This window comes from Humitalea rosea (genome assembly GCF_003253705.1).
In the GTDB taxonomy this organism is placed as follows: domain Bacteria; phylum Pseudomonadota; class Alphaproteobacteria; order Acetobacterales; family Acetobacteraceae; genus Humitalea; species Humitalea rosea.
Window position 1 is genome coordinate 220,147 of sequence record NZ_QKYU01000004.1, and the last position, 21,777, is coordinate 241,923.

20 protein-coding genes and 1 pseudogene are annotated in these 21,777 nt (G+C 68.6%); 18 read left to right on the forward strand and 3 right to left on the reverse strand.

Features of this window, described 5'->3' with window-relative positions; genetic code table 11:
* The gene (locus C8P66_RS05320) at positions 1-696 is read left to right on the forward strand and encodes an RlmE family RNA methyltransferase (protein ID WP_111397106.1); all 696 of its coding nucleotides are present in this window, start codon (positions 1-3) and stop codon (positions 694-696) included.
* Positions 697-706: 10 nt separating this feature from the next.
* On the opposite strand, the gene C8P66_RS05325 is transcribed toward C8P66_RS05320, so the two are convergent.
* Positions 707-1,252 (reverse strand): transposase, encoded by a 546-nt coding sequence (locus C8P66_RS05325; RefSeq protein ID WP_158537102.1) that lies wholly within the window; start codon positions 1,250-1,252, stop codon positions 707-709.
* 255 nt (positions 1,253-1,507) lie between these two features.
* Between C8P66_RS05325 and guaB the strand changes: the two genes are divergently transcribed.
* From guaB to C8P66_RS05360, 7 genes and pseudogenes are all read left to right on the forward strand, one after another.
* Positions 1,508-3,004 carry an IMP dehydrogenase gene (gene guaB, locus C8P66_RS05330; RefSeq protein ID WP_111397108.1) on the forward strand — a complete coding sequence of 499 codons (1,497 nt, stop codon included), beginning with the start codon at positions 1,508-1,510 and terminating at the stop codon, positions 3,002-3,004.
* 3 nt (positions 3,005-3,007) lie between these two features.
* Positions 3,008-3,679 carry a haloacid dehalogenase type II gene (locus tag C8P66_RS05335; protein WP_111397109.1) on the forward strand — a complete coding sequence of 224 codons (672 nt, stop codon included), beginning with the start codon at positions 3,008-3,010 and terminating at the stop codon, positions 3,677-3,679.
* The gene (locus tag C8P66_RS05340) at positions 3,676-4,986 is read left to right on the forward strand and encodes an RsmB/NOP family class I SAM-dependent RNA methyltransferase (RefSeq protein WP_111397110.1); all 1,311 of its coding nucleotides are present in this window, start codon (positions 3,676-3,678) and stop codon (positions 4,984-4,986) included. The genes C8P66_RS05335 and C8P66_RS05340 overlap by 4 nt, the downstream gene beginning before the upstream one ends.
* A gap of 15 nt (positions 4,987-5,001) precedes the next feature.
* Complete coding sequence (locus tag C8P66_RS05345) at positions 5,002-5,571, forward strand: GNAT family N-acetyltransferase (protein ID WP_111397111.1); 570 nt, start codon at positions 5,002-5,004, stop codon at positions 5,569-5,571.
* A 47-nt stretch (positions 5,572-5,618) separates the two neighbouring features.
* Complete coding sequence (guaA, locus tag C8P66_RS05350; protein WP_111397112.1) at positions 5,619-7,181, forward strand: glutamine-hydrolyzing GMP synthase; 1,563 nt, start codon at positions 5,619-5,621, stop codon at positions 7,179-7,181.
* 175 nt (positions 7,182-7,356) lie between these two features.
* Positions 7,357-7,684 (forward strand): annotated as a pseudogene (locus tag C8P66_RS05355) (transposase); the annotation flags it as partial.
* A 182-nt stretch (positions 7,685-7,866) separates the two neighbouring features.
* Entirely contained in the window at positions 7,867-8,751 is an 885-nt protein-coding gene (locus C8P66_RS05360) for a hypothetical protein (RefSeq protein WP_111397113.1), read from the forward strand.
* Between the two features lie 33 nt (positions 8,752-8,784).
* On the opposite strand, the gene C8P66_RS05365 is transcribed toward C8P66_RS05360, so the two are convergent.
* On the reverse strand, positions 8,785-9,636 hold the full coding sequence (locus tag C8P66_RS05365) for an NHL repeat-containing protein (protein WP_245903232.1): 852 nt from the start codon (positions 9,634-9,636) through the stop codon (positions 8,785-8,787).
* Positions 9,633-10,655, reverse strand: coding sequence for a YeiH family protein (locus C8P66_RS05370; RefSeq protein ID WP_111397115.1), 1,023 nt, complete (start codon positions 10,653-10,655; stop codon positions 9,633-9,635). Before C8P66_RS05370 ends, C8P66_RS05365 begins: the two co-directional genes overlap by 4 nt.
* Positions 10,656-10,880: 225 nt before the next feature.
* Here C8P66_RS05370 and C8P66_RS05375 point away from each other — a divergent pair, with 225 nt between their 5' ends.
* The 10 genes from C8P66_RS05375 to C8P66_RS05420 all read left to right on the forward strand — a co-directional run bounded on the left by C8P66_RS05375 (position 10,881) and on the right by C8P66_RS05420 (position 21,686).
* Entirely contained in the window at positions 10,881-11,870 is a 990-nt protein-coding gene (locus C8P66_RS05375) for a TAXI family TRAP transporter solute-binding subunit (RefSeq protein WP_111397116.1), read from the forward strand.
* An 85-nt stretch (positions 11,871-11,955) separates the two neighbouring features.
* Entirely contained in the window at positions 11,956-13,785 is a 1,830-nt protein-coding gene (locus tag C8P66_RS05380; RefSeq protein ID WP_158537103.1) for a TRAP transporter permease, read from the forward strand.
* 34 nt (positions 13,786-13,819) lie between these two features.
* The gene (locus tag C8P66_RS05385; RefSeq protein WP_111397118.1) at positions 13,820-14,848 is read left to right on the forward strand and encodes an amino acid ABC transporter substrate-binding protein; all 1,029 of its coding nucleotides are present in this window, start codon (positions 13,820-13,822) and stop codon (positions 14,846-14,848) included.
* A gap of 194 nt (positions 14,849-15,042) precedes the next feature.
* Entirely contained in the window at positions 15,043-16,119 is a 1,077-nt protein-coding gene (gene rutA / locus C8P66_RS05390) for a pyrimidine utilization protein A (protein ID WP_111397119.1), read from the forward strand.
* A gap of 3 nt (positions 16,120-16,122) precedes the next feature.
* A complete protein-coding gene (locus C8P66_RS05395) occupies positions 16,123-17,226 on the forward strand; it encodes an ABC transporter ATP-binding protein (RefSeq protein ID WP_111397120.1) in 1,104 nt (367 codons plus the stop codon).
* A complete protein-coding gene (locus C8P66_RS05400) occupies positions 17,223-18,086 on the forward strand; it encodes an ABC transporter permease (RefSeq protein ID WP_111397121.1) in 864 nt (287 codons plus the stop codon). The genes C8P66_RS05395 and C8P66_RS05400 overlap by 4 nt, the downstream gene beginning before the upstream one ends.
* A 5-nt stretch (positions 18,087-18,091) precedes the next feature.
* Positions 18,092-18,919 (forward strand): ABC transporter permease, encoded by an 828-nt coding sequence (locus C8P66_RS05405; protein ID WP_111397122.1) that lies wholly within the window; start codon positions 18,092-18,094, stop codon positions 18,917-18,919.
* Positions 18,920-18,953: 34 nt separating this feature from the next.
* The gene (locus tag C8P66_RS05410; protein ID WP_111397123.1) at positions 18,954-20,108 is read left to right on the forward strand and encodes an ABC transporter substrate-binding protein; all 1,155 of its coding nucleotides are present in this window, start codon (positions 18,954-18,956) and stop codon (positions 20,106-20,108) included.
* Positions 20,105-20,770 carry an isochorismatase family protein gene (locus C8P66_RS05415; protein WP_245903234.1) on the forward strand — a complete coding sequence of 222 codons (666 nt, stop codon included), beginning with the start codon at positions 20,105-20,107 and terminating at the stop codon, positions 20,768-20,770. The genes C8P66_RS05410 and C8P66_RS05415 overlap by 4 nt, the downstream gene beginning before the upstream one ends.
* Before the next feature lie 7 nt (positions 20,771-20,777).
* On the forward strand, positions 20,778-21,686 hold the full coding sequence (locus C8P66_RS05420; RefSeq protein WP_111397124.1) for a polysaccharide deacetylase family protein: 909 nt from the start codon (positions 20,778-20,780) through the stop codon (positions 21,684-21,686).
* Positions 21,687-21,777 lie beyond the last annotated feature (91 nt).

Here is a 21,777-nt window from a genome sequence, read left to right on the forward strand (position 1 = left end):
ATGGCCAAATCCCCCCCGTCCGCGGGCCCCGCGGCGGGCTCGCGCCTGCTCGGCACCCGGCTCAAGACCGCCAAGGGCCGCACCACCGCGAGCCAGTCCTGGCTGACCCGGCAGTTGAACGACCCGTATGTGATCGCCGCCAAGGCGGATGGGCTGCGCTCCCGCGCCGCATACAAGATCACCGGGCTGGATGACCGCTTCAAGCTGTTCAAGCCGGGGCTGCGGGTGGTCGATCTCGGCGCCGCCCCTGGTGGCTGGACGCAGATCGCCGTCGCCCGCACCGGCGATACCGGCCGGGTCGTGGCGCTGGACATCCTGCATATGGAGCCGGTCCCGGGTGCGACCGTGCTCAAGGGCGACTTCGAGGATGCGGCGACGGAGGCCGCGGTGCGCGAGGCCATGAAGGGGCCGGCCGACCTCGTGCTCTCCGACATGGCGCCGAACACCACGGGCCATACCGCGACCGACCATCTGCGCATCATCGCCCTGGTGGAACTCGCGCTGCATTTCGCCGAACAGGTGCTGGCCCCGGGCGGCGCCTTCGTCGCCAAGGTTTTTGCCGGCGGCACCGAGGCGGCGCTGCTGGCACGGATGAAGCAGAGTTTCGCGGACGTGAAGCACGCCAAGCCCCCCGCCAGCCGGAAGGACAGCGCGGAGATGTTCGTGGTGGCGCGCGGGTTCCGCGGCCGGGCCTGACCCCGGCTCATCAATCTGGCCAGAGGCAGCGCGGGATGCGCCGGCGCCCGCCGACGAAGGTGAGCAGCCGCCCGCAAAGCGCGAAAACCCCCTTGGGCACGCTGTTCCGGTCCTTGAGCAGGCGGGTGAGGAAGAATTCGGTGATGCGCCGGTAGCGTTCGGACAAATCCACATCGGGCAGCAGGAAGGACGGGCCGCGCAGGGCGGTCAGGAAGCCCAGGCGCTGGGCGGCGGTGATGAGGCTCATGCCGGCGCAGCGCATTGCCCGCTGGCAGGCGCGGCAGATCCAATGCTCCAGCGCCCGCAGCCCGGGCGAGGCGCCGGGTTCGGCCAGCAGATGCAGCAGCTTCTGCCAGAGGTGCCGCTGGGTCAGGCGGCGGAACTGGCGGGAGACGGTGTCTGGCTTTCCGAAGGCCTCGGGCAGGTCCTTCCAGGGGCGGCGGGAGGTGGCGATCCAGAACATTCCGTCCACGCGCGCGCGCAAATCCTTCACCGGCCGCCCTGCGCCGAGCCAGAGGATGTGCGGGCGCAGCGCATCCCATTCGGGCTGGCTCATCGGTTGCCAGGGGCGGGGTGGGGTGTAATGGCTGGGCATGGGGCGGAACATATCCGGCCTCGCGCCCAAACTGTTGCTTATTTTCCTATCCCTGCCAGGGGCTGACCGGCGGCCGATCCCAGGCGCAGGTCCCCTCGCCCACCCCCGCCCCCACCGCGCATCTGCCACCCCGTCCCGAACCGCACCCTATGCTTGCACCCCCCCGCCCCAGCGCGTAGGAGGGCGCGCCAAGGCACCGATACCGAAAGGTCAGCCATGGCCCCCGATGTTACCCCCCGCACCCGCAACCGCGTCATCATCGAGGAGGCCTATGCCTTCGACGATGTGCTGCTCGTGCCCGCCTATTCCCAGGTCCTGCCCGGCAAGACCGATGTCCGCACCCGCCTCACGCGGGAGATCGCGCTGAACATCCCGCTGGTCGCCGCGGCCATGGACACCGTCTCGGAGTCCAACATGGCGATCGCCATGGCCCAGGCCGGCGGCATCGCCGTGATCCACAAGAACCTGTCCCCGCAAGACCAGGCCAGCCAAATCCGCCGCGTGAAAAAATTCGAGAGCGGGATGGTGGTGAACCCCATCACCATCGGCCCCGAGCAGACCCTCGCCGATGTCCGCGCCATCCAGGCGAGCCACAACATCAGCGGCCTGCCGGTGGTCGAACCCGGCACCGGCAAGCTCGTCGGCATCATCACCAGCCGCGACGTGCGCTTCGCGACCGACCCCTCGACCCCGGTCCATACGCTGATGACGCGGGAGCTCGTGACCGTGCCGGGCGACGTCGCCGCCGACCACGCCCGCGACCTGCTGCATCGCCACCGCATCGAGAAGCTGCTGGTCGTCGATGACCAGAACCGCTGCATCGGCCTCATCACCGTCAAGGACATGGAGAAGGCCGAGACCAACCCGAACGCCGTGAAGGATGCGCTCGGCCGGCTGCGCACCGCCGCCGCCACCGGCACCGGCGAGGACGGGCTGTTGCGCGCGCGGCTGCTGGTCGCGGCGGAGGTCGATGTCATCGTCGTGGACACCGCCCATGGCCATAGCGAGGGCGTGCTGCGCGCGGTCGAGATCATCAAGCGCCTGTCCAACACCGTGCAGGTCGTGGCCGGCAATGTCGCGACCCCCGAGGCCTGCGAGGCGCTGATCCAGGTCGGCGCCGATGCGGTGAAGATCGGCATCGGGCCGGGCTCCATCTGCACCACGCGCATCGTCGCCGGCGTCGGCGTGCCGCAGTTGACGGCGGTGATGGAATGCGCCGCGGCCTGCCGCGAGCATGACGTGCCGGCCATCGCCGATGGCGGCATCCGCACCTCGGGCGACATCGCCAAGGCGATCGCGGCCGGTGCGGATTGCGTGATGATGGGCAGCCTCTTCGCCGGCACCGATGAGGCGCCGGGCGAGGTCTTCCTGTACCAGGGCCGCTCCTACAAATCCTATCGCGGCATGGGCAGCCTGGGCGCGATGGCGCGCGGCTCGGCCGATCGCTACTTCCAGGCCGAGGTGACCGACAGCCTCAAGCTGGTCCCCGAAGGCGTGGAAGGCCGCGTCGGCTACAAGGGCCCGGTCGGCAATGTCGTGCATCAGCTGGTCGGCGGGCTGCGCTCGGCCATGGGCTATACCGGCAACGCCACCATCGCCGACATGCAGGCCAATGCCCGCTTCCGCCGCATCACCGGCGCGGGCCTGCGGGAAAGCCACGTCCATGACGTCGCCATCACCCGTGAAGCGCCCAATTACCGGATCGACGGCTGAGCCATGGCACTGCCCCGCGTTGTCGTCTTCGATGCCTATGGCACCTTGCTGGATGTGCATTCCGCCATTGCGCGCCACACCCAGCGCGTGGGGCCGGCGGCGGCGGCGGTCTCCGCGCTGTGGCGCCAAAAACAGCTGGAATACAGCTGGATCCTCTCCGCCACCGGCGATTACGAGGATTTCGCGGCGCTGACCGATCGCGCCCTTGGCCATGCGCTGGCAACCCATGGCATCCATGATCGCGGCCTGCGCGCGGTCTTGCTCGATGCCTACCAGGCGCTCGACCACTACCCCGACGCCGTGGTGGCGCTGGGTGCGCTGCGCGGCCGGGGCTTGCGGCTCGGCGTGCTCTCGAATGGGGAGCCGCGGATGCTGGCCGCGGGAATCGGCTCGGCCGGGCTCTCGCCGCTGCTGGATGCGGTGCTCTCGGTGCATGCGCTGCGGCGGTTCAAGCCGGACCCCGCGGTCTACCGCCTGGCCACCGCGCATTTCTCCGTGCAGCCGCATGAGGTCGCCTTCGTCTCCGCCAATGCCTGGGATGCCTATGGCGCCGCGCGCTTCGGCTTCCGCGCCTTCTGGGTGAACCGCGGCCGAGGGCCGGTGGAATACTGGCTGGATGGGCTCGCGACGGTGCTGCCGGATCTGGCCGCCTTGCCGGGTGCGCTCGGGGCATGACGCCCGCCGCCCGCATCGCCGCCACCGTCGATCTGCTGCAAGACATCGAGGACCGCCCCCGCCGCCCCGCCGATGCCACCGTCAACGACTTCTTCCGGGCGCGGCGCTACATCGGCTCGGGCGACCGGCGCGCCGTCGCCGATCGCGCCTTCGCCATCATGCGCCAGCGCCAGCGGCTGGACTGGCACCTGAACCGCACCGGCATGCACAGCAATGCCCGGGCGCTGGTGGTCGCGCATATGGCGCTGTCCGAGGCCATGCCGCCGGACCAGATCGCCGCCCTGTTCCCCGGCGGCCAATATGCAGCGACCCCGCTGATCCCGGCGGAGCTGCGCATGCTCGGCAAGATCGCCGGGCGCAGGCTGCCGCATCCGGACATGCCGCCCGAGGTTCGGCTGAACCTGCCGGGCTGGGTGATCCCCGGGCTTCAGGCGCGCTTCGGCGATGATTTGCAGGCGGCGGCCTCGGCCCTCGACGAGCCCGCACCGCTCGACCTGCGCGCCAATATCCTCAAGACCACGCGGGAGGAGGCCCTGGCGGCGCTGGCCGCCGAGGGGATCGAGGCCGAGCCGACCCCCCTCTCCCCCTGGGGCATGCGCGTCGCGGCCCGCCGCGCGGTGACGGCGACCAAGCCGTTCCAGGATGGGCGCATCGAGATCCAGGACGAGGGCAGCCAGCTTGTCGCCTTGCTGGCCGATGCCCGGCCCGGCATGCGCGTCGTGGACTGGTGTGCCGGGGCCGCGGGCAAGACGCTGGCGATGGCCGCGACCATGGGCAACAAGGGCCGCATCTCGGCCTGTGACGTGAATGCGCCGCGCCTCGCGGGGGCGCTGAAGCGCCTCGTCCGCGCCGGGGTGGACAATGCCGAGACCCATCTGACCGAGGCCGGCGACCGCTGGGCCAAGCGCCGCGCCGGCACCTTCGACCGCGTCCTGGTCGATGCGCCCTGCACCGGCACCGGCACCTGGCGCCGCAACCCCGATGCCCGGACGCGAATGGACGGCACGGATTTGCGCGAGATCACTGCTAAACAGTCCGTGATCCTCGAAACCGCAGCAGGACTGGTGCGTCCGGGTGGCAGATTGATCTACGCTACCTGCTCGCTGCTGCCCGAAGAGGATGAAGATCAGGTCCATGCCTTGCTGGCGCGCCGCGCCGAGTTCTCCATCGTCCCCCTGGCCAGGCTCTGGTCGGAGGTGCGGCCGGGCGTCCCTTGCCCTGGCGAGGGGCCGTTCCTCGTGCTCGCCCCGCATTCGCATGGCACCGACGGCTTCTTCTGCGCCGTGCTGGAACGCGCCGCGGCCTGATACGGGGCGCGCCGCGTGATCGCCATCCGGCGCGCGCGGCCCGAGGACGCGCCGGCGATCGGCGCCGTGCATGTCGCGGCCTGGCGGGCCACCTATGCCGGCATCCTGCCCGATACCTTCCTCGCCGGGCTGTCGGCGCGCCGGGTTGCCACGGGCTATCTGCGCGACCTCGTCTCCCGCCGCGACGGGCATGCGATCTTCGTCGCCACCGCCTCCGGGCCCGACCGGCCGGCGGCGCCCGAGGCCGGGCCCCAGATCGTCGGCTTTTGTTCCGGCGGGCGGGCGCGGGGGCATGGCCTGGCCGATGGCGAGATCGAGACGCTGTATCTGATGGAGGATTGGCACGAGCACGGCGTCGGCCGGCGGCTGATGCGGGCGATGGCGGCGCATCTCTCGGCGATCGGCTGCCGCAATGCGATGCTCTGGGTGCTGTCGAAAAACCCGACGCGGTTCTTCTACAGCCATCTGCACGGCAAGGTGGTGGCGACCGACCAGACCTTGGTCGCGGGCCAGAGGGTGGAGCAGCGGGCCATGCTGTGGGACCCGATCGAACTCCTGCTCGAAGCGACCGCCAGCACGCCTTGAGGGCGGCACACCTTGAAGAAACCGGAACGTCGTGGTCAAAGCCCGCGATGGAACACCCGCATCACGACCGCGTCCTGATTTTGGACTTCGGCAGCCAGGTCACCCAGCTCATCGCCCGCCGCCTGCGTGAGACCGGCGTCTATTGCGAGATCTGGCCCTTCACCGCCTCCGCCGAGCGGATCGCGGGTTTCGCGCCACGCGGCATCATCCTCTCGGGCGGCCCGGCCAGCACCAGCGACGCGGGCAGCCCCCGCGCGGCGCAGGAGGTGTTCGGCATGGGCGTGCCGGTCCTCGGCATCTGCTACGGCCAGATGACCATGGCCCTCCAGCTCGGCGGCAAGGCGGAGGGGAGCGATCACCGCGAATTCGGCGCGGCGGATGTCGATGTCTTCGGCGATTGCGCGCTGACCAGCGGCATCTGGGCGCCCGGTGCGCGCGAGCGCGTCTGGATGAGCCATGGCGACCGCATCATCGAGCTGCCGCCCGGCTTCCGCGTCGTCGCGCGCAGCGAGGGGGCGCCCTATGCGCTGATCGCCGATGACGAGCGCCGCTTCTACGGCACCATGTTCCACCCCGAGGTGGTGCACACGCCGCATGGCGCGGCCTTGCTGCGCAACTTCACCCATGGCGTCTGCGGCTGCACCGGCGACTGGACCATGGCCGGGTTCCGCGCCGAGGAGATCGCGCGCATCCGCGCCAAGGTCGGCCCCGAGGGCCGGGTGGTCTGCGGGCTGTCGGGCGGGGTGGACAGCTCCGTCGCCGCGGTGCTGCTGCATGAGGCGATCGGCGACCGGCTGACCTGCATCTTCGTCGATCACGGGCTGCTGCGGGCGGGGGAAGCGGACCAGGTGGTCGCGACCTTCCGCGACCGCTTCAACATCAAGCTCGTGCATCGCGACGCGCGGGACCTGTTCCTGGGCCAGCTTTCGGGCGTCACCGATCCGGAGCAAAAGCGCAAGATCATCGGCCGGCTGTTCATCGAGGTCTTCGAGGAAGAGCAGTCGATCCTCGGCGGCGCGGATTTCCTGGCGCAGGGCACGCTGTATCCGGATGTGATCGAGAGCGTCTCGGCGACCGGCGGGCCGTCGGTCACGATCAAGTCGCACCACAATGTGGGCGGGCTGCCGGAACACATGCGCATGGGGCTGGTCGAGCCGCTGCGCGAGCTGTTCAAGGATGAGGTCCGCGTGCTCGGCCGCGAGCTGGGGCTGCCGGAGGAGATCGTGGGCCGCCACCCCTTCCCCGGCCCCGGCATGGCCATCCGCATCCCCGGCGAGGTGACGGCGGAGCGGGTCGCGATCCTGCAGAAGGCCGATCTGATCTTCCTGGATGAGATCCGCAAGGCGGGACTCTACGACGTGATCTGGCAGGCTTTTGCCGTGCTGCTGCCGGTGCGGACGGTAGGGGTGATGGGCGATGGGCGCAGCTATGACTTCGCCTGCGCGCTGCGGGCGGTGACCAGCACGGATGGGATGACGGCGGAGGTCTATCCCTTCGAGATGGCGTTCCTGACACGGACCTCGGGGCGGATCGTCAATGAGGTGCGGGGGATCAACCGCGTGACCTATGACATCACGAGCAAGCCGCCAGGGACGATCGAGTGGGAATGATTTTAGCCCATCCGGGGCTATCCGAATCTACACTACAATACGATCTATCATGCTGATAACAAATAAGAATATACGCATCATCTATCGGCAGCAATCGGGGTGGAGAGTTCGGCTCTGACGTGCTGGATGACGGTACTCGGGCCTATTGCTCAACTCGAATTTTGAAAGTCCCGTCAGGGTCACCAATTGCCAGATTGGCGTGTTCGTGGCCCTCGTCTCGCCGCACGGCCATGCCTTCATCGACCATGCGCTGTACTGCCCAAGGCCCGGACGGACGACCGCGCGCGGATGGCGGCAGCCCATGTGCCGGAGGCCACGGGCTTCGCCACCAGGCCCGGACTTGCTGTCGGCATGATCGAACGAGCGATCGCGGCAGCCGTGCCCTTCGCCTGGGGCTCGCGGCCGACAGCGTCTATGGGGTCGGCGCTGTGGAGATGGCTTTACGCCGCGCGGGCAAGGGGGACGTGCTCGGGGTCAATTCCACCCGCCCCTGGCATGGCTGGCATCGCCATGTAGACACAACTGTAATGCTAGGCGCCGAAGCCACAGTTCACAGCCGAATGATGCCGCCCGCGCGGGGCGAGCAACTCGCGCCCGGCCCCTCGTGTTTGCGCAATCAGCCACCTCTCCCCGCCGTGTTGGCAGCGGGGAGAGGCGCGCAAAAACGAAGGAAAAGGCCATTCCCATGCAGACCGCCCCCAGCGCCCCACTCTACGCCACGGAGCCCGCGTCTCCCGTGGCGATCCTGCCCTCCCGCGTGTCCTGGGGGGCCATTCTCGCCGGCACCCTGGTCGCCATCACCGTCGGCGCCATGCTCAACATTCTGGGCGTCGCGATCGGCGCGAGCACCGTCGATGCCGTCGCGCGCGACACCCCCTCGGCGATGACGCTGAGCCTCACCGCCGGGGGCTGGATGCTCGTCTCCAACCTGCTCGGCGTGGCCGCCGGCGCCTGTGTCGCGGCGCGGCTGTCGGGCACCGTGGACCGGATGGATGCGATCCTGCACGGGCTCGGCGTCTGGGCGACCGCTTTCCTGGTCTCCGGCGTGCTGCTCGGCGGCGCGGTGTCGGGTGGGCTGTCGGCCGGCGCCTCGGTGCTGTCCGGTGCCGCCAGCGGCGTTGGCACGGCCGTTGCCTCCGCCACCTCGGCCGTCGATCCCGAGGCGCTGATCGAACGCGCCCGCCTCGCCCTGACCACCGCCTCCGACCCCGCCCAGATGACCTCCGACCAGCGCCTGGCGGAAGTCACCGGGCTGATCGGCAAGAGCATCGCCTCGGGCGATATCGCGCTTGAGGACCGCAGCCGGATGACGGCGCTGGTCGCCGCCGAAGCCGGTATCCCCGAGGCCGAGGCCGCCCAGCGCATCCAGGCCTATCAGGCCGAGGCGCGGCGCCAGGCGCAGGAGGCCGAGGAAGCCGCCCGTCGCGCGGCGGACACGGCAGCGGCGGCCACGGCCATCACCGCCTATTGGATCGTGGCGAGCCTGTTGCTCGGCGCGCTGGCGGCGCTGATCGGCGCCGGCAGCGGGGTGCGGCCGGCCATGGTCGTGACCGATCGTCGTTACGCCTGAACCGATGAAGGGGGCGGCAGCGCCCCCTTCGCTTCAGCCCGGGATGGGCGCGAGCCGGGTGATCCGGCCCGGGCTCATCTCGGAGAGGTAGATCGAGCCATCGGCGCCCAGCGCCATGCCATGCGCCCCGTTCAGCACCGGCCGGCAGCGCGCCAGCAGCCGCCCATCCGGGGCAAACAGCGACAGCCTCGGCACCTGGTCCGTCACCAGCAGATTGCCATCCGCATCCACGCTCAGCGACATCGGCCGATAGACATCCCCGATCGAGAGCAGATGCCGCCCATCGGGGGTGAAGACCTGCACCCGGTCATTCTCGCGATCCGCGATGGCGACGCGGCCATCGGGCAGCACGGCGACCGAATGCGGGGTGCTGAACTGCCCCGGCCCCTGCCCCGGCTCGCCCCATCCGCCGCGCGGCGTGAGGTCAGGGCCGAAGACATGGACGCGGGAGGCACCATAGCCATCCGCCACATAGATCGTGCCATCCGCGCCGAAGCCGATGTCGCAGGGCGCGTTGAACGGCGCATTGGCGCGGTGCCGCGTGCCGAGCCGGGCCAGTTCCATGCCCTCGGCGGAGAAGGCGATGATCTGATGCGCGTCCCGGTCCACCACCCAGACCCGGCCATCCGGCGCCAGCGCCATCATATGGCCATCGGCCACGACCTCCCCGCCCCAGCCGACGCCATCGCCGATATCGGCCACGGCGGGGTCGCAGGCGGCGATGCAGGGATCGCCCCGCAACAGCACCAGCACCCGCCCATCCGGCAGGCAGGCGACGTCGGAAACCAGCCCCGCCTCGGCCGGCAACAGCCCAAAGGGGCGCTCGACCCGGTAGTGCCGGGCGCCGAGCGCCACCGTCAGCGGATGCGTGGTGCCCATGCTCATACCCCGATCAGCTTCACGCCGGCCCAGGCCAGCGTCGCGATGAACACCGAGGCGAGCACGCCGAGCAGCAAGGGTGCAGCCCCCCGCGCCCGCAGCGCGCGCAGATCGGTGGAGAGGCCGAGGGCCGCGACGCTCGCCGCCAGCATCCAGGGCACCACGGCGCGGGAGGCTTCCCGGGCCTCCGGCGGCAGCACCCCGAAGGAGCCGACCACCACCAGGGCAAGGAAGCCGAAGGCGAACCAGGGGGTGGCGACCTTGGCCTCCCCCGCCGCTGCCCCGCGCCCCGCGGCCCACCAGCCCAGCACCAGCACCGCGGGTGCGAGGAGGAAGACGCGGGCGAGCTTCATCACCGTGCCGGATTGCGCGGCCTCGACCCCGCCGGCGGCGGCCGCGCCCACGGCCTGCACGACCTCATGGATGCTGGCTCCGGACCAGAGCCCGTAGCCGAGCGGGGACAGCCCGAGCGGTGCCGCAAGCAAGGGCCAGATCAGCATCGCGGCGGTGCCGCAGAGCGTGATGACGGCGAGCGAATAGGCGACGTCCTCTTCCTTGCCGCGCGTCACCTGGTTGGCGGCGACGATCGCCGAGGCGCCGCAGATCGCGGTCCCGGTGCCGATCAGCACCGCCAGCGTGCGGTCCACCCCCATCCGCGCGCCGAGCCAGACGGTGAAGGGCAGGGTCGCGGCCACCACCACCACGGCGAGCAACAGGGCTCCCGGCCCGAGCGCCACCAATTCGGTCAGCGTGACCTGGAGCCCGAGCAGCACGATCGCCGCCCGCAGCACCGGCCGCACCGCATAGGCGATGCCCGGCTTCAGCACCTTCCGCTCGCCGAGCCCCGCACGAATCGCGATGCCGATGACCAGGGCGACCACCACCGGGTTCAGCGCGGCGAGGCCAGAGGCCCGGCGCAGCGCGATGGAGACGGCGGCGATGGCGAAGGCGGCCAGCAGCCCAGGAGCCAAGGCCCGCGGCCGGTCGAAAAAGGCGGCGCGTGGCGCATCGAGGGGAACAGCCATGGGTTCGTGCAGCACTCCGCGGCCCGGGATCGGCCGAGCCTCAGGCTTGCCGCCAGGGCCGCCGCCGGTCAACCGGGGAGAGGCGGCGCCACGGGCATCTGCGGCGCAAGTGGCACCAAAACAGGCGGTGCGGTGGCCGGAGGCACGGAAAAGGCGACGAATCCCGGCTTGCGAACACGCGCGGCGCTGGTCCAAGGTCCCGCATCGAACCGAAGGGGGCTCCCGATGACCATTCTGACATCCCGCCGCGCGCTGATCGCCGGCACCGCACTTGCCGTGCCCTTCATCCGCACCGCCGCCGCGGCGGAACAGACGCTGGAATGGGTGGCGGGCTCGCTCGGTGGCGGCTGGTACACCATGGCCGCCGGCCTCGCGACCATCATCCAGGAAGAAAACCCCGAGATCCGCATCCGCGTCGTCCCCGGCGGCGGGCTGGCCAATGCGACCCGCATCAACAATGGCCAGAGCCAGATCGGCTGGGGCATCGATGCCTTCGCCGCCAATGCGGTGAAGGGCGAGGAACCCTACACCTTCGTGCACGACAAGCTGCGCAGCCTCGGCACCGGCTATTCCCCGACCGACCATTACCTGCTGCGCAAGGCCGATGGCGGCCCGACCACGATGCGCGAGATCCTGTTGCAGCCGGGGCTGAAGATCGGCGTGCCGCAGCGCTCCAGCACCGATGAGATGACGTTGCAGCGCATCCTGAAGTTCATCGGCAGCAGCCCGGATGCGATCCGCAGCGGCGGCGGGCGCTACCTCAACGGCTCCTATGCCGACCTCACCTCGGCCTTCGTCGATGGCCAGGTGGATTACGTCTATGTCGCCTTGGCCCGCCCGGCCGCGATGCTGATAGAAATCGCCCAGGGCCGCCGCGCGGGCCAGCTCGTCGCTTTCCCGGACGATATCCGCAACCATCTGTCGGAGCGCTATTCCTATGCGCAGTCCGACCTGCCGGTCGGCGTCTACCCCGCGCTGCAGACCGTGCCGCTGAAGCTGACCGCCATGGACAGCGTCGTGCTGGTCAATTCCAGCATCCCGGATGCGACGGTCCAGGCCATCGCCAAGACCCTGATCGGCGCCAAGGGCGCGCGCATGACCGCGATCCACGCGAGCATGGCGGCCTTCGACCCCAAGGCCGCGGCGGCCTATACCGGCGTGCCGCTGCATCCGGGTGCGGCCGCGGCGTTCCGCGCCGCCGGCGCGCTGGCCTGATGCCGGTGGCGGGCGAGCGGCCTCTTCTCTGATGCGGGAACTTTCTGGGCCGTTGCGCCTGCTTGTCTACGGGTGGTTGGCGGCAGTGGCCGGCGTCCACCTCTATTTCGGGGGCTTCGGCTTCCCCGAGCCAATCGGGATGCGCGGGTTTCACCTGCTCGCCTTCGTGCCGGTCTGCTTCCTGCTATGGCCGGCCTTGAAGACCTCGCGGATGGACCGGCCGACCCTGCTCGACTGGGCCTGGGCGGTCGCCTCGGGGCTGCCGCATGCCTGGGTGATGTGGAACTGGGACGTGGTCTCGGACCGCATGGAATATGTCGATCCCTTCGGCCCGTTCTACATGCTGCTCGGCATCACCACGATCGTGACGCTGCTGGAGGCGACGCGGCGCGCGGTCGAGCCGGGCCTGGCCTGCATGATCATCGCCTCCCTGCTCTACATGCTCCTCGGGCCCTGGCTGCCGGGGGTGCTGAACACCCGCGTCTTCACATGGTCGGAGATCGTGGAAAGCGCCTGGCTGGTGCCAACGGCGGGCGGCGTCTATGGGCCGCTGACGGGGATCGTCGCGACCACCATCGCGGTCTTCATCCTGTTCGGCTCCTTCCTGCAGGCTTCCGGCACGGGGCGGCTGTTCACCAACCTCGGCGCCGCCGCGGCCGGGCGCTTTTCCGGCGGGCCGGCCAAGGTGGCGGTGGTCACCTCCGGCCTGTTCGGGACGATGAGCGGGTCTTCCGTCTCCAACGTCATCACCACCGGGGCGATGACGATCCCGCTGATGATCCGCATCGGCTACGCCCCGGCCGTCGCCGCGGGCATTGAGGCCGCGGCCTCGGTCGGCGGCGCGCTGATGCCGCCGGTGATGGGGGCCGCGGCCTTCGTGATGGCCGAGATCACCAACATCCCCTATTCGGAGATCGTCGTCGCCGCGGCGATCGGCGGCGTGCTGTATTATTTCGCCATCCTGGCGGCGGTGCATTTCGAGGCCAAGAAGCTCGGCCTGCGCCCGATGACCCGCGAGGAAGTGCCGCCCTGGCGCGAGGTGCTGGCCGATGCCCATCTGCTCATTCCGATCGGCGTGCTGGTCTGGCTGATGGGCGCGCGCTGGTCGGGCAATTACGCCGCCTTCTGGGCCTGCATGGCGATGGTCGCCGTCGCCTTCCTGCGGCGGCGGAGCCGGATGGGACCGCGCCAGATCCTGGCCGCGCTGATCAATGCCGGGCTGACCATGGCGCCGCTGGCGGTCACCATCGCGGGGGCGGGCATCGTCGTCTCCTGCCTGACGGCGACCGGAATGGTCGTGGCCTTCGGCGGCATCATCAAGGGGCTGGCGGGCGGGTCCCTGCCGCTGCTGCTGATCCTGCTGGCGGCGACGGTGCTGGTGCTGGGCATGGGGATTCCGACCACGCCCTCCTATATCATCGCCGCGGCGATCGGCGTGCCGCAGCTGATCGAGATGGGCATCCCGATGCTCGCGGCGCATCTCTTCATCTTCTATTTCGCGGTACTGGCCGATGCGACGCCCCCGGTGGCGGCGGCGGCCTTCGCGGCCAGCGCGATCGCCAAATCCGGGCCGACAATCAGCAGCCTGCATGCGACGCGCTTCGGCATCGCCGGCTTCACCATCGGCTTCGCCTTCATCTACGACCCGGCGATCATGTTCCAGGGCAGCGCCTGGACGATCTTCGCCGCGACGGCGACGCAGGTGGCGGCGCTGACCCTGATCACCTCGGCCTGGGCGGGCTTCCTGCTGCGGCCGCTCGGCTGGCCCCTGCGCCTGCTCGTCGGCGCGGCCGGGCTGTTCGGGGCCTTCGGGCATGTGGTGCCGGATGATGCGCGGCTTGGCGTGGTCATCATCATGCTGGGGCTGGCGTTCACCGGCCAGTGGATGACACGATTGCGCACCGCGCCCGGCTGAGGCCGTTCGCGGCCACACGGGAGAAGAAAAAAACATGCGCAACGCAGCCCTCGCCCTCGCGGCGTCGTTCGGGCTTTTGTCCGCGGCGCCTGCCCTGGCCCAGGTCGCCGCCGGGCCCACGCTCTCCGCCGTTCGCGCCAAGGGCATGCTGGATTGCGGCGCACACCCGGGTTCGCCCGGGCTCGGGATGATGGACAGCCGCGGCGTCTATAGCGGGTTGGATGCCGATACCTGCCGCGCCATCGCCGCCGCCGTGCTGGGCGATGCGCAGAAGGTGCGCTGGACCATCCTCACCTCCACGACGCGCCTGCCGGCGCTGCAATCGGGCCAGATCGACGTGCTCTCGCGCAGCACCACCTGGACCCATGGGCGCGACACGGCGAATGGGCTCAACTTCACGGCGGTGAATTTCTACGACGGCCAGGGCTTCCTGGTCCGGCGCAGCACCGGCGTGACCCGCGCCGCCGAGCTTGGCAATGCGACCATCTGCGTGACCGCGGGCAGCACCAGCGAGCTGAACCTCGCCGACTGGTCGCGCACCAACAACATCCCGATCCATCCGCTGGTGTTCGAGAACAACACCGAGACGCATCTGGCCTATGGCAATGGCCGTTGCGACGCCTTCACCACCGACATCAGCCAGCTCACCGGCGTCCGCACCACGCTGCAACAGCCGCAGGAGCACATCATCCTGCCCGATGTCATCAGCAAGGAGCCGCTGGCGCCCGCGGTGCGGCATGGTGACGACCAGTGGTTCGACATCGTGCGCTGGACCGTCTTCGCGCTGATCGAGGCGGAGGAGCTGGGCGTGACCCAGGCCAATGCCGAGGCGATGCTGCAAAGCGAGAACCCCTCCATCCGCCGCTTGCTCGGCGTCGCGGGCGATCATGGCCCGGTGATGGGGCTGGACCGGCGCTGGGCCTATAATGCGATCCGCGCGGTGGGCAATTACGGCGAGATCTACGAACGCAACGTCGGCCCCAACAGCCCGAGCCAACTGCCGCGCGGCCTCAATGCGCTGTGGAACAAGGGCGGGCTGATGTACGCGCCGCCGATCCGCTGACACCAGCGATGGCCCGGGGCATGACCCAGGGCCATCGCCTGCCTTTTACGCAGTCGCCGGTATTTCGCCCAATCCTTCGGCTGCCCCCCGCCGCGTTGCAGCATTTTTGCGCGCCGACGCCCCGAGTTGCGTTGCGAGCGCCGCCGCCTTGTCGATAGCCTGCCCAGGATACGAAAATATACTGGAGTAGTGCCATGAAAATCGGGGTCTTCCTGCCGATTGGTAACAATGGATGGCTGATCTCAAGCACATCCCCGCAATACAAGCCAAGCTTTGACCTGAACAAGGAAGTCACGCTGAAGGCCGAGAAATTCGGCTTCGAATTTGCCTTGTCGATGATCAAGCTGCGCGGGTTTGGCGGCCCCAGTGAATACTGGGACTACAACATGGAAAGCTTCACCCTGATGGCCGGCCTCGCGGCGGTCACCACCAAGATCAAGCTGTTTGCCTCGGTCGCAGTGCTGACGGTGCCGCCCGCGCTCATCGCGCGGATGGCCAGCACCATCGACAGCATCAGCCACGGCCGCTTCGGCGTGAACATCGTCTCCGGCTGGCAGAAGGCCGAATATGAACAGATGGGGATCTGGCCGGGCGAGGAACACTTCGCGCATCGCTACGAGATCTGTTCCGAATACGTCCAGGTGATGAAGGACCTCTGGGCCACCGGCCACTCCGACTTCAAGGGCGATTTCTACAAGATGACGGATTGCCGGATGGCGCCGACGCCCTCCACCAAGATCGATGTGATCTCCGCCGGGCAGTCGAACCGCGGCATGCGCTTCGCCGCCGAATACGCCGACTACAACTTCATCAGCGCGGGTGGCATCAACGATGTCTCCAAGGTCACGGCCCATACCGAGCGTCTGATCGCGGCCAATACGGCGGCGGGCGCCTCCTGCGAGGCCATGCTGCTGATGATGATCATCGCCGATGAGACCGATGAGGCGGCGATGAAGAAATGGGAGCATTACGTCGAAGGCACCGACCTTGAGGCGCTGGGCTGGCGGGATTCCCAGGCTGCGGCGGATGTGAAGGCCGAGGCGCATTCCACCGTCGGGCGCATGGTCACCTCCGACCGGGTGCCGACGAACATGCTGCGGCTGATCGGCTCCTACGAGACGGTGGCCAAGCATATGGACGAGTTGGCGGCCATCCCGGGGCTCTCCGGCGTGATGCTGACCTTCGATGACTTCCTCATCGGCATGGAGCAGTTCGGCACCCGCATCCAGCCGCTGATGAAGTGCCGCCAGCCCCAGCACCAGGCCGCCTGAGCCTTGGCGGCACCGCCGGTCATCAGGCAGCTCGACCTCGAGCTACGCAACATCCGCAAGCGCTACGGCAGCTTCACCGCGGTCGATGACGTCTCGCTGAAGGTGGAGCCCGGGCAGTTCGTCTGCCTGCTCGGCCCCTCCGGCTGCGGCAAGACCACGACCTTGCGCTGCGTCGCGGGGCTGGAGGAGCCGGACCAGGGCGGCATCCTGATCGGCGGGCGCGAGGTGACCGGCGATCCGCCCTGGAAGCGCGACATCGCCATGATGTTCCAGGATTTCGCGCTGTTCCCCCATATGAGCGTCGCCAGGCAGGTCGGCTTCGGGCTGGAGATGCTGAAGAAGCCGAAGGCCGAGATCGCCAAGCGCGTGGCCGAGGTGCTCGCCTCCTTCGAGATCACGCAACTGGCCGAACGCCGCCCCGGGCAATTGTCGGGCGGCCAGAAGCAGCGCGTGGCCCTGGCGCGGGCCATGATCACCGAGCCGCGCATCCTGCTGCTGGACGAGCCGATCGGCGCGCTGGACTACTCGCTGCGCGAGACGGTGATGCTGGAGTTGAAGTCGCTGCAACGCCGCACCGGCATCAGCTTCATCTGGGTCACGCATGACCAGAACGAGGCGTTTTCCCTGGGCGATCTCGTCGTGGTCATGAACCATGCGAAGATCGAGCAGCAGGGGCCGCCGCAGGACATCCTGTCGCGCCCCCGCACCCCCTTCGTCGCCGGCTTCATCCAGGGCAACAACGTCTTCCACGGCAAGGCCGGCCGCGCGCAGGGCGGGGTTCTGGAGGTCGAGACCCCGCTCGGCGCCTTCGGCGTGCCGCTGCTCGACCTTGCCACGCCGGCGCCGGGCAGCCCGCTGAGCTTCTCCGTACGCGCGGAACGGCTGATCGAACGGCCCGACGAGTCCGTGCCCAACCGCATCGCGCTGCGCTGCATCACCGTCGAGTATTTCGGCGCCTTCCGCCGCCATGTGCTGGAAGGTGCCGGCGGGGCGGTGGTGAAATACGACCAGTTCGGCGCCCTGCCGCAGAGCATCCGCGAGGGCGAGCAGATCACGCTCGGCTGGGCGGCGGAGAATGGCGTGCTGCACCGGGCCACGCCTGCATGAGCACGATCCGCGCAGGCTCGCCCGCCGCCTTCTGGCTCGCGCTGCCGGCAGGGCTGTGGATGGTCCTGGCGGTGGTGCTGCCGGTGCTGCTGATCGTCTGGGTGTCGCTCTGGGGTGGGCAGGGCGTGTCGCCCAACAACCCGATCACCTTCGACAATTATGCCCGCTTCCTGGCGAACGAGAGCTACCGCTGGCTCATCCTCGACACCATCGGCCAGGCCGCGATGATCATGGCGATCACCGGGGTGCTGGGCTACTGCATCGCCTATTTCCTGACGGTGAAGGTGACGAGCCCGGGCTGGCGCATCGCCTTGTTCCTCGCCTTCGTCATCCCGTTCTGGACCAGCACGCTGATCCGCGCGATCGCCTTCGTGCCGTTCCTCGGCGTCAACGGGCTGCTGAACCAGTTGCTCATCAGCCTCGGCCTCATCGAGCGGCCGATCCAGGCGTTCCTCTATTCGCGCCTCGGCATCTCGATGGCGCAGGTCTCGCTCTACACGCTGCTGGCGAGCGGGCCCGTGGTCTATATGCTGAGCAGCATCCCGCTGGCGCTGCGGGAAGCGGCGATGACGCTGAAGGCGCCGCCCATCATCGTGTTCTGGCGCATCATCCTGCCGCTGACCCTGCCGGGCATCGTGATCGGGCAGGTGCTCGTCTTCCTCAATGTGCTGGCGGATTTCATCACCGTCACCACCGTCGGCGGCAACAAGCTCGCCTTCCTCGGCAACCTCATCCTGCTGTTCTACGAGGGCTCGCAGATCCGCTCCACGGCCGTGGTCTCCGTGCTGCTCATGATCCTGATGCTTGTGGGCGTCACGGTGGCGCTGCGCGTCGTCGATATCCGCAAGCTCGGGAGCTGACGGCGATGCATTGGAAGACGCGCTCGCGCCTGACCGGATGGGTGCTCGGCACCGTCACCATTGGGTTCCTGCTGTTCCAGTGGGCGCCGATGTTCACCATGTTCACCCTGTCCTTCGCGGGTGAGACCGGCGGCACCACCTTCCCGATGAACGGCGTCTCGCTGCACTGGTATCGCAACCTGTGGGAGGCCGATCTCTTCGATGATTTCAAGCCGCCGATGCTGCGCTCCTTCCTGCTGGCGCTGGCCTGTTCGGCGACGACGGTGGTGCTCTCGGTCTGCGCGGCGCAGGCGATGCGCGGGCGGTTCCGCGGCAATGGGCTGTATTTCTATCTGCTGCTGCTCGGACTGATGGCGCCGGGCATCCTGGTCGGCTTCGGCTTCGCGATCCTGACGCGTCTGCTCGGCATCGAGGGCAGCTGGAACACCACCGCCTATGTCGTCCATGTCAGCTGGGCGCTGCCCTTCGGCTTCCTCACCATGCTCGCCGTGTTCAACCGCTTCGACCCGAAGCTGGAGGAAGCGGCGCTGACCTTGGGTGCCACGCGGGTGATCGCCTTCCGCCGGATCACCTGGCCGATCATCCTGCCGGGCGTCATCGGCACGGCGCTGTTCGGCTTCTCGCTGTCCTATGATGAGTATGCGCGCACGCTGTTCACCGCCGGCAGCGACGGCACGCTGCCGCTCGCCGTGATGGCGCAGCTCGACCGGCAGCTTACGCCGGAGCTCTACGCCATCGGCTCCGTCACCACCGCGATGTCGCTCATCGTCATCGCCCTTTGCAGCATCGGCTTCTGGCTGCGCGCCCGTGCGCTGCGCGGGCGGCCGGCGTGACCATCCCCTCAACCGAGACAACAGGAGACATGCCATGAGCATCCTTTCCCGACGCGGCGTGCTGGTCGGCACCGCTGCCGGCCTGGCCGCCCCGCTGATCCGTCCGGCAGCCGCGCAGGCGCGCGAGTTGCAGTTGGCCGGCGCCTCCTATGACCTGCGGGAGCCCATCCTTCGCGAGTTCATGCGCGTCAGCAATTCGCGCGTGCGGCCCTGGATGAACCCCTCCACCCAGGCGCGCATGGATCGCGTGCGTGCGGCCGCGGTGGACGTCATCACCACCGACGCGCCCTTCTCCCAATATGGCATCGGCGAGGGGCTGACCCAGCCGATCGACCTCAGCCGGCTGCCCAACTGGTCGCACCAGCACATGCTATTCCAGGAAGGCCGGGCGACGCCGACCGCACCCATGGGGTTCGGCGCCAATCCCGGCACCACCATGTGGCTGGATGCCGCGAAGTCCAAGGTCGCCATCTCCCCCGCCTTCTTCCAGATGGATTCCATCGGCTACAACTCCCGCCACATCCAGGCCGAGAACAACGAACTGTCCTGGGGCGAGCTGTTCAACCCGCGCTGGCGCGGCAAGGTCGCGCTCTATGCCATCGACTGGCTCGGCATGCTCGATGCCGCGATCGGGATGAAGGCGCTCGGCCTGCTCAACCCGGCCGATCCGACCAATCTGACCAATTCCGAAGTCGACACCGTCACCGATTTCCTCAAGGAGAAGAAGAAGGAAGGCCATTTCCGCGCCTTCTGGCGCTCCTATGGCGAACTCGTGAACCTCATGGCCTCCGAGGAGGTCTGGATCGCCGATGCCTGGTGGCCGGTGGTGCTCGAGGTCGCCTCCAAGGGCATCCCCATGCGCTACGCGGTGGCGAAGGAAGGCTACCGCGCCTGGTGCAACGGCTACGCGATCTCGGCCGAATGCAAGAATCTCGATCTTGCCTATGAATATCTGAATTTCTGGCTCGAAGGCTTCGCGGGCGCCGAACAGGGCAAGATCGGCTATTACTCCACCGCCGACACCTACAAGAAGTACATGGCGCAGGATCTGCAGGACAGCCTGTACGGCGGCGTCGGCCGTGATGGCGGGTCGTTCGAGGAACGCGCGGCCAGGATCTATGTCTGGAACACGCGGCCGACGAACCTGCCCTACTACACCGAGAAGTGGAACGAGTTCCTCGCGTCGTGATCGAGCAAGCCCTGACAGCGCGGCAGCTTTATGCCGCGCTGAAAGCAGCACCCACCCGCCGCCGCTTCGGCTTCGGCCGGCGCGCGGCGCTGGTGAACATCGACGTGCAATGCGCCTATACCCAGCCCGAGACCTATGTGACGGCGTATGAGACCGATCCCCACCAGATCGCGCATATGAACGCCCTGGCCATGGCGTTCCGCGCGCGGTCCTGGCCGGTGGTCTGGACCTATGTCGCCTACCTGCCCTCGGGCGAGGATTGCGGCATCTGGGGCACGCGCAGCGACACGCCGGACAGTTTGCAGAACATCAAGGAAGGCTCGCCGCGCGGCATGCTCGATCCGCGCGTGGTTCGCGCGGAGAGCGACATCCTCATCAACAAGCGCATGGCCTCGGCCTTCTTCGAGACCAATGTTCGTTCGCTGCTCACCTTCCACCAGATCGACACGGTGGTGGTGACGGGCGGCTCCACCTCCGGCTGCGTGCGCGCGACGGTGGTGGATGGGCTGTCCTGCGGCTACCGGATGATCGTGCCGGAGGAATGCGTCGCCGACCGGCACGAGAGCCCGCATTTCGCCAACCTCTACGACATGGCCGTCAAATACGCCGATGTGCTGCCGGTCGCCGAGGTATTGGACGCCATCCCCCAAATGGAAGGATGATCCCGCGATGCTGAGCGAACCCGGCCATTACGACTACATGCCCTGGCGCCGGCGCCCGCGCCTTGCCTGGCCCGGGGGGGCGCGCGTGGCCTTCTGGCTTGCCCCGAACATCGAGCATTACGAGCTGACCCCGCCGCCCAACCCACGCCGCGCGCCCTGGCCACGGCCGGCCCCGGATGTGCTGAATTATTCCTGGCGCGACTACGGCAACCGCGCCGGCTTCTGGCGCATGGCCGATGTCATGGCACGCCACGGGGTGCGCGGCAGCGTCTCGCTGAACGTCGCGGTCTGCGACCACTACCCCGAGATCATCGAGCGCTGCTGCGAACTCGGCTGGGAGTTGTTCAGCCACGGCACCTACAACACGCGCTATTTCTACGACATGTCGGAGGACATGCAGCGCGCCGTGATCCAGGAGAATCGCGAGGTCATCCTGCGCGCCAGCGGCCAGAGCCTCGACGGCTGGCTGACCCCCGCGATCTCCAATGACGAGACCACGCAGCATGTGCTGGCCGAGGAAGGCATCCTCTACACCCTCGACATGACGCATGACGACCAGCCGACGCCGGTGAATACCCGCACGGGCAGCCTCGTCAGCATCCCCTATTCGCTGGAGGTGAACGACGTGCCGCTGTTCAACCTGCGCAACACGCCGCCCGATCGCTACGCCGCCATCTGCAAGGCGCAGTTCGACCAGCTTTACGAGGAAGGGGCCGAGAGCGGCACGGTCATGTGCATGCCGCTGCACCCCTACCTCACCGGCCAGCCGCATCGCATCGCCGCACTGGACGAGGTGCTGCGCCACGTCACCTCCCACGACAAGGTCTGGCTGGCGACGGGGCGCGAGATCGCCGCCTGGTACAAGGACCACCATCTGGCCGAGGCGCGGGCCTGGATCGCGGCGGGCACGCCATGAGATACCGTCACGCTGAGCAAGCGCTTTTTGTGTGGTCCGCAGGCGCGGTCGGCTGCGTTGTGTTGGGACTACGCCGCCCGCGCCTGCTCTG

What these genes read in the sequence shown, in the direction of transcription:
- C8P66_RS05320 (WP_111397106.1), top strand. Translation starts at nt 1, where the DNA reads ATGGCCAAATCCCCCCCGTCCGCGGGCCCCGCGGCGGGCTCGCGCCTG.
- C8P66_RS05325 (WP_158537102.1), bottom strand. Translation starts at nt 1,252, where the DNA reads ATGAGCCAGCCCGAATGGGATGCGCTGCGCCCGCACATCCTCTGGCTC.
- guaB (WP_111397108.1), top strand. Translation starts at nt 1,508, where the DNA reads ATGGCCCCCGATGTTACCCCCCGCACCCGCAACCGCGTCATCATCGAG.
- C8P66_RS05335 (WP_111397109.1), top strand. Translation starts at nt 3,008, where the DNA reads ATGGCACTGCCCCGCGTTGTCGTCTTCGATGCCTATGGCACCTTGCTG.
- C8P66_RS05340 (WP_111397110.1), top strand. Translation starts at nt 3,676, where the DNA reads ATGACGCCCGCCGCCCGCATCGCCGCCACCGTCGATCTGCTGCAAGAC.
- guaA (WP_111397112.1), top strand. Translation starts at nt 5,619, where the DNA reads ATGGAACACCCGCATCACGACCGCGTCCTGATTTTGGACTTCGGCAGC.
- C8P66_RS05360 (WP_111397113.1), top strand. Translation starts at nt 7,867, where the DNA reads ATGCAGACCGCCCCCAGCGCCCCACTCTACGCCACGGAGCCCGCGTCT.
- C8P66_RS05365 (WP_245903232.1), bottom strand. Translation starts at nt 9,636, where the DNA reads ATGAGCATGGGCACCACGCATCCGCTGACGGTGGCGCTCGGCGCCCGG.
- C8P66_RS05370 (WP_111397115.1), bottom strand. Translation starts at nt 10,655, where the DNA reads ATGGCTGTTCCCCTCGATGCGCCACGCGCCGCCTTTTTCGACCGGCCG.
- C8P66_RS05375 (WP_111397116.1), top strand. Translation starts at nt 10,881, where the DNA reads ATGACCATTCTGACATCCCGCCGCGCGCTGATCGCCGGCACCGCACTT.
- C8P66_RS05385 (WP_111397118.1), top strand. Translation starts at nt 13,820, where the DNA reads ATGCGCAACGCAGCCCTCGCCCTCGCGGCGTCGTTCGGGCTTTTGTCC.
- rutA (WP_111397119.1), top strand. Translation starts at nt 15,043, where the DNA reads ATGAAAATCGGGGTCTTCCTGCCGATTGGTAACAATGGATGGCTGATC.
- C8P66_RS05400 (WP_111397121.1), top strand. Translation starts at nt 17,223, where the DNA reads ATGAGCACGATCCGCGCAGGCTCGCCCGCCGCCTTCTGGCTCGCGCTG.
- C8P66_RS05405 (WP_111397122.1), top strand. Translation starts at nt 18,092, where the DNA reads ATGCATTGGAAGACGCGCTCGCGCCTGACCGGATGGGTGCTCGGCACC.
- C8P66_RS05410 (WP_111397123.1), top strand. Translation starts at nt 18,954, where the DNA reads ATGAGCATCCTTTCCCGACGCGGCGTGCTGGTCGGCACCGCTGCCGGC.
- C8P66_RS05420 (WP_111397124.1), top strand. Translation starts at nt 20,778, where the DNA reads ATGCTGAGCGAACCCGGCCATTACGACTACATGCCCTGGCGCCGGCGC.